Source organism: Schwartzia sp. (in: firmicutes), from assembly GCF_978017985.1.
In genome coordinates this window covers 23,863-29,898 of the sequence record NZ_CDXDFU010000111.1, presented here as the reverse complement: position 1 = coordinate 29,898, position 6,036 = coordinate 23,863, and the positions used below count along the sequence as shown (strand labels likewise).

At 47.6% G+C, this 6,036-nt stretch carries 6 protein-coding genes; 3 read left to right on the top strand and 3 right to left on the bottom strand.

Going from position 1 to position 6,036, the window contains the following annotated elements:
* The 3 genes from ACY69O_RS05175 to ACY69O_RS05165 all read right to left on the bottom strand — a co-directional run.
* Positions 1–468: metal ABC transporter substrate-binding protein (locus ACY69O_RS05175; RefSeq protein WP_462332397.1), on the bottom strand; the 468-nt coding region annotated here is incomplete at its 3' end.
* A gap of 136 nt (positions 469–604) precedes the next feature.
* Positions 605–1,024, bottom strand: a complete 420-nt coding sequence (locus ACY69O_RS05170; RefSeq protein ID WP_462332396.1) for a Fur family transcriptional regulator — start codon at positions 1,022–1,024, stop codon at positions 605–607.
* Positions 1,025–1,048: 24 nt separating this feature from the next.
* Positions 1,049–2,167: a hypothetical protein gene (locus tag ACY69O_RS05165; RefSeq protein ID WP_462332395.1), complete on the bottom strand. Its 1,119-nt coding sequence runs from the start codon at positions 2,165–2,167 to the stop codon at positions 1,049–1,051.
* 126 nt (positions 2,168–2,293) lie between these two features.
* Between ACY69O_RS05165 and ACY69O_RS05160 the strand changes: the two genes are divergently transcribed.
* The 3 genes from ACY69O_RS05160 to ACY69O_RS05150 all read left to right on the top strand — a co-directional run bounded on the left by ACY69O_RS05160 (position 2,294) and on the right by ACY69O_RS05150 (position 6,023).
* Entirely contained in the window at positions 2,294–3,025 is a 732-nt protein-coding gene (locus ACY69O_RS05160; protein WP_462332394.1) for a hypothetical protein, read from the top strand.
* 108 nt (positions 3,026–3,133) lie between these two features.
* Complete coding sequence (locus ACY69O_RS05155) at positions 3,134–3,460, top strand: metal-sensing transcriptional repressor (protein WP_462332393.1); 327 nt, start codon at positions 3,134–3,136, stop codon at positions 3,458–3,460.
* Positions 3,461–3,491: 31 nt separating this feature from the next.
* Positions 3,492–6,023: a heavy metal translocating P-type ATPase gene (locus tag ACY69O_RS05150; RefSeq protein WP_462332392.1), complete on the top strand. Its 2,532-nt coding sequence runs from the start codon at positions 3,492–3,494 to the stop codon at positions 6,021–6,023.
* Positions 6,024–6,036 lie beyond the last annotated feature (13 nt).

Sequence of the window (6,036 nt, the reverse complement as noted above, 5' to 3'; positions counted from 1 at the left end):
GGCTTTCAGCTGAGTGGTGATGTTCTTTACCTGTTCGATATTTGAAGTGACGCTGAGCCAGACGTGAGGATTTGGTTCGCCGTTTTCTTCAATAAAGTCGATGTGTTCTTTTGATGCTTCGATGAGTTTTAGATTTTTTTGGGCCTTTACGACTTTGTCGAGGAAGTTTTCCATGCCGGCTCCGTTTACGACAAACGCGTCTGCCTTTTCCAGTGTTTTCATATCCTCGGTGGTGAGCTGATAATCATGCAGGCAGCCTGTCTGCGGTTTTGTCATGTTAGTGACAGTAACTCCGTCAATTCCTTTTGCGATATTGATGGCATCAATATACATGGGGTAGAAGGAGGTTACGATACGGAAGCTGCCGTCCTTTGCGGCAGTGCCGTTTTTATCAGCGGTTCCTCCGCAGCCTGCAAGCAGCAGGCAGAGTCCGAGAAGCAGGCATAAGAATTTGGATTTGATTTTCAAAGAAGGTCCCTCCTAATTGATAAAATACCTAAATAAGAAAATTACTGTTTAACAGAATAGCACAAAATTTTTTTATAGGCAATAAAAAAAGACATCAGTTACGATGCCTTTTTTTATTTCTGTATTTTAGCGAGGGTTATTTCTTTTCGCGGCAGTTGCTGCAGAGCCCGTAGAACTCAAACATGTGCCCTGTGATAGTGAAGCCTTTTTTCTCCGCTTCTTCCTTATATATATCCGTGACCGGGCATATATCTATACATTCGGTTCGGCCGCATTTCGTGCATACGAGATGATGGTGGTGGTGTCCGTCCTTTGCCAGCTCGTACACATTTCCCGATGTGCGGTGGATTTCGTGAACTATGCCAAGCTCCGTGAGCATAGAAAGGTTGCGGTAAATCGTATCAAGGGACACGTCAGGATTTGTTTTTCGTACTTCGGCGAGAAGCTCCTGTGCAGTGGGAAAGTATTCAAAGGAATTGAGAGCCTGCAATACCGCGCGCCTCTGTGGAGTTACTTTATAGCCTTTTAAGCGAAGCTGTTCCAGTATTTTTTCCAATGGGCCGAAACCTTCCTTTCGGAGTTATTTCCCTGCTTCCTTGGTTTCGGAAACAGGAGTGTCCTTTTTGGTTTTGTTTTCTGCGTCCTTTTTCTTTTCGAAGAACGGGACAGCAGGGGCATTGATGGCGGCCTTCGGAATCAGAATTTCCTTGGGGGCATCGGTGTCGCTGAATTGAATATTAAACTTGGCTGTTGCTGTGTCAATCATGCTGCCGAATATCTGGCGCTGCATCTCGTTCATGTTTTTCGCTTTATCGAGGAATTTGTGCGCGACGTATCGCAGAGTATTCGTTACATCTCCGGATTCACCGATGATATTCATTGTTTTGCGGTCAATATCAACCTGTATGGAAAGGGTTGCCGCCTCAGGATCATCGATTTCGAAAGGAGGAACCTTCTCGGACATTTTGGAAATGACAGCCCATACATCGTTAAGGTTTGTCTTTACGATGACAGAACGAATATCGTCGGTTGAGGGTGCATCTTCAACAACGGGATTAATGAGCGTTGACAGGAAATCGACGTTGGCTGCCTGGCTTGTAAGCATTTTTTCCATTTTTCCCATGCTGCCCTGCAGTTCAGTCATTTTTATCTGCTGATGAATCCATTTTTTCGTTTTTTCGTCATAGCTGTAACGGTCGTAGCTGTCTTTGTCAATCTTCGAGAAATAGTGGCTTTTCGTATCCTGATTCATGGTGGGGAGCGCGTGGATAGAAAAGTTGAGAGTCCCTTCCATGAATATGATATTGTCACCCAGTATTTCCTTCAGATTAGTATTGGGTTTGTCTTTAAGGGCAAGAGACTTTTGTTCAATAGTTTTTGCGTCTACCAGCTTCGAGCGAAGTCCTTCCTTTGTCGGTTTGACCGGTGAGGAAATAAGGTAGTTCGTTTTGAGATTCATGTGGGCGTTTCCGAGGGCGGCATCCACATTGAATGTCATATCTATACTTTTGTTCGGTACATTTGCATTTTTTGTCTGAGCGAGCTTCAGATAGGAAGCGGCATCGAGTTCTTCTGCAACAGTTTCGACAGCCGCCGGCCCGGATTCGGCAGCGGCTGCTTCAGCAGCGTATGTGGGGAACGGCGCGGAGAGAGAAGCGGAAATCAGCGCGCCTGCAATGATTTTCTTGAGCTTTAACATTAAAAAGCCTCCTTGATTTCTGTGAAATGGTTTTCTCCTATTGTATCACGTTAGGTAAATGATGATTAACTTTTTTGATGAATTTTACGATATATGGGACAAAGAGGCTGGAAAGGAGGAAACGGTATGCGAAATACAATTCTCTTGGATTCGACAATGCGCTCCGTTAATATGCTTTCAACGTTGGAAAACGCGGCAAAGGCAGCACAGAACGGGACGGCCTCATATAAAGAAATAATGGCGGCTATTCAGAAAGCGGCGGGGAAAACCGTTGCGACTTCAAAAGATACCTCCGAAATGACATTTGACGAATACAAGGATTATATCGAATCCCAGGTTAATGCCATGCAGATGGACGACAGCCGTGCAAATGATACGGTATCGATTGAGATAACGGACGGAGGCTTTCGTGCAATGCAGAAGGACCCATTGTATGAACAGTGGGTGCTGGATTCCATTCGTTCGGCGTTGGTTACGCAGAATCGTACCGCGTCCCTTACCGGCGGAAGCTACGTAATGCTGAAATACGGGCAGACACGCGAGAATTACCGCGCTGAAAGCTGGGGAAAGGAGAGCCAGGCACTATTTAACGCAATGTCCATGACGAAGGGCAAAAAAAGCTCATCAAGCAGCTTCTGGATGAAGCGTGCATCACAGATGACACAGAATCTTCTGCTCACCTCACAGCTTGCAAGACAGAAAATAAATCTCCAAACAACACTGGCAAAGGCACTCGGAAATTCCGACAGTATAGAAGTGTCAGCTGTCGGAGGAGAGGCACAGATGAAGCAGACAAGTGTAGCTGCGGCCTATTGGATGTATCTCATGCAGCAGAGCATGACAGGGCTTGGATTTTGAAATAAAAAGGGCTGTAAAAGCCCTTTTTTTATGCCTGGATAAATACCTCAGGGGGGTACTTGACAATATACCCCGATGAGGTATATTATGATGCAAGAGGTGTTTGAAATGGAAGAAGCAAAAGAAATCAAAGAAGAGCTCGGGTGCCCGCACTGCGCGCGCATCAAGGTACGTTCTTCAAATGAATACAAGAAGCTCATTAATCGATTGAACCGTATTGAAGGGCAGATTCGCGGTATCCGCGGTATGGTTGAAAAAAGTGCTTACTGTCCGGATATTCTTGTGCAGTCGGCGGCGGCAACGGCGGCAATTCACGCGTTCAACCGTGAACTTCTTGCCAATCATATCCGTTCCTGCGTGTCCGAGGACATACGTGCAGGTAAGGATGAGACTGTTGATGAGCTTGTAAAACTTCTGGAAAAATTTATGAAATGACAGGGGGTATATTGAAAGGTGGTGACAATGGATGAAACAGTATAATGTCACGGGAATGACCTGCGCGGCATGTTCGAACCGTGTAGAAAAAGCTGTGAGCAAGGTGCCGGGGGTATCTGCCTGCTCTGTGAGTCTTTTGACAAATTCAATGGGCGTTGAAGGCACGGCCTCCGCTGCAGATATAATCGCGGCAGTTGAGGCTGCAGGCTACGGGGCGGCAGTTAAAGGGGCCTCGAAAGCACAGCAGGGAGATTTGTTCGCGGATGAAGCCGAGTCTCTGAAGGATCATGAAACACCTGTATTGAAAAAACGGCTTTTATATTCTCTGGGCTTTTTGGCAGTTCTTCTCTATATTTCGATGGGGCATATGATGTTAGGCCTGCCCCTTCCGGGATTCCTTGCAGGAAATCCTGTGGGGATGGGGATTGTCGAGATGCTGCTTTCGGGCATCATCATGGTTATCAACCAGAAATTTTTTGTGAGCGGAGGAAAGAGTCTGTTCGGTGGAGCACCGAATATGGATACTCTTGTTGCTCTCGGTTCCATGGCGGCATTTGTTTACAGCTTTTTGACGCTTCTTCAAATGACGACGGCGCAGCTTGCAGGGGATTTCGGACGAACTGTTTTCCTGATGGAGGGATTTTACTTCGAGTCGGCGGCTATGATAGTAACACTCATAACCATCGGCAAGATGCTGGAGGCGCGCTCAAAAGGAAAGACAACGGACGCTCTTAAAAGTCTTATGAAGCTTGCGCCTCAAACTGCAACCGTTATTCGGGGAGAGATCGAGCAGACTGTGCCTGTGGGAGAGGTACTTATCGGTGATGTATTTGTGGTACGTCCTGGCGAAACAGTACCTGTTGACGGTATTGTTCTGGAAGGAACAAGTGCGGTCAATCAGGCAGCACTCACTGGAGAAAGCATTCCTGTTGATAAAGGACCGGGTGATGCGGTATCGTCGGCAACGCTCAACCAGTCGGGATTTTTGAAGTTCCGTGCGGAGAGAGTTGGAAAAGATACTGCTCTCGCGCAGATTATTCAGCTTGTAAGTGACGCAGCAGCGACGAAGGCGCCTATCGCAAAGATGGCAGACCGTGTTTCGGGAGTTTTTGTTCCCATAGTAATTGCTGTTGCCGTAATAACCACGGCCGTATGGCTTTGGGCGGGAGCAGACACGACGTCCGCGGTGTCACATGGTATTGCGGTGCTCGTTGTAAGCTGCCCGTGTGCTCTCGGGCTTGCAACACCTGTAGCTATAATGGCGGGAACGGGACGCGCCGCAAAGAACGGTATTTTGTTTAAGACATCAGAGGCAGCGGAAATGACGGGGCGCACGCAGATTGTCGCTTTTGATAAAACCGGAACGATTACACGGGGCGAGCCGAGAGTAACGGATATCCTTCCCGCAGATGGCATCAGCGAACGTGAGCTTCTTGAAATGGCGGCAGCTCTTGAAGCAAAAAGCGAGCATCCATTGGCACGGGCGGTTATGCTCCGCGCAGAGGAAGACGGAATTAACGTGGAGCCTGCGGAAGATTTCAAGGCAGTTTCCGGAAGCGGAGTCGAAGGATTTGCTGACGGGGAAAAACTTATCGGAGGAAGCCGTAAATTTATCGCTTCCTTCACGGAGCTTTCCGATGAACTGCAGGAAAAAGCAGAAAAACTTGCTGACGAAGGAAAGACACCGCTGTTCTTCATGAAGGACGGAAGACTGATTGGTATGATTGCCGTGGCTGATGTTCTTAAAGATGACAGCCGTGAAGCGATAGAACAGTTGAAAGCTATGGGAATCCATGTTGTTATGCTCACCGGAGACAACCGTAGGACGGCTGAAGCTGTTGGGCGTGCCGCAGGTGTAGATGAGGTAATTGCGGATGTACTCCCTGAAGGCAAGGAAGCAGTAATCCGCAGACTGCAGGAATCCGGAAAAGTCGCTATGGTCGGGGACGGAATAAATGACGCTCCTGCACTTACCCGGGCCGATGTAGGTATAGCTGTCGGAACGGGGACGGATATCGCTATAGACGCGGCGGATGTCGTTATAATGAAGAGCCGTCTTCTTGATGTTCCTGCGGCAATTCGTTTGAGCCGTGCGACTCTTACGAATATAAAGGAAAATCTTTTCTGGGCATTTTTCTACAATGTCGTCGGAATACCGCTTGCCGCAGGAGCGTGGATTCCTGTTTTCGGCTGGTCGCTGACACCAATGTTCGGCGCGGCGGCAATGAGCTTGTCAAGCGTATCGGTTGTTACCAACGCGCTCAGGCTGAACTTTTTTAACATATATGATTCCAACGGAGATAAAAAACGTTCCGTTGATATATCAAAAACAAAGAAAAAAGAGGTGCATACTATGGTAAAAACTATGAAAATTGAAGGCATGATGTGCGGTCATTGTGAATCCCGTGTTAAAAAGGCGCTGGAGGCTCTGCCGGGTGTTTCCGAGGCTGTGGCTGACCACGCTGCGGGAAAGGCAACCGTCACTATGGCTGAAGAGGTTGCGGATGATGTTCTTCGCAAGGCTGTTGAAGATCAGGATTACAAGGTTCTCGGTGTTGAGTGATTGAAATGAAAAA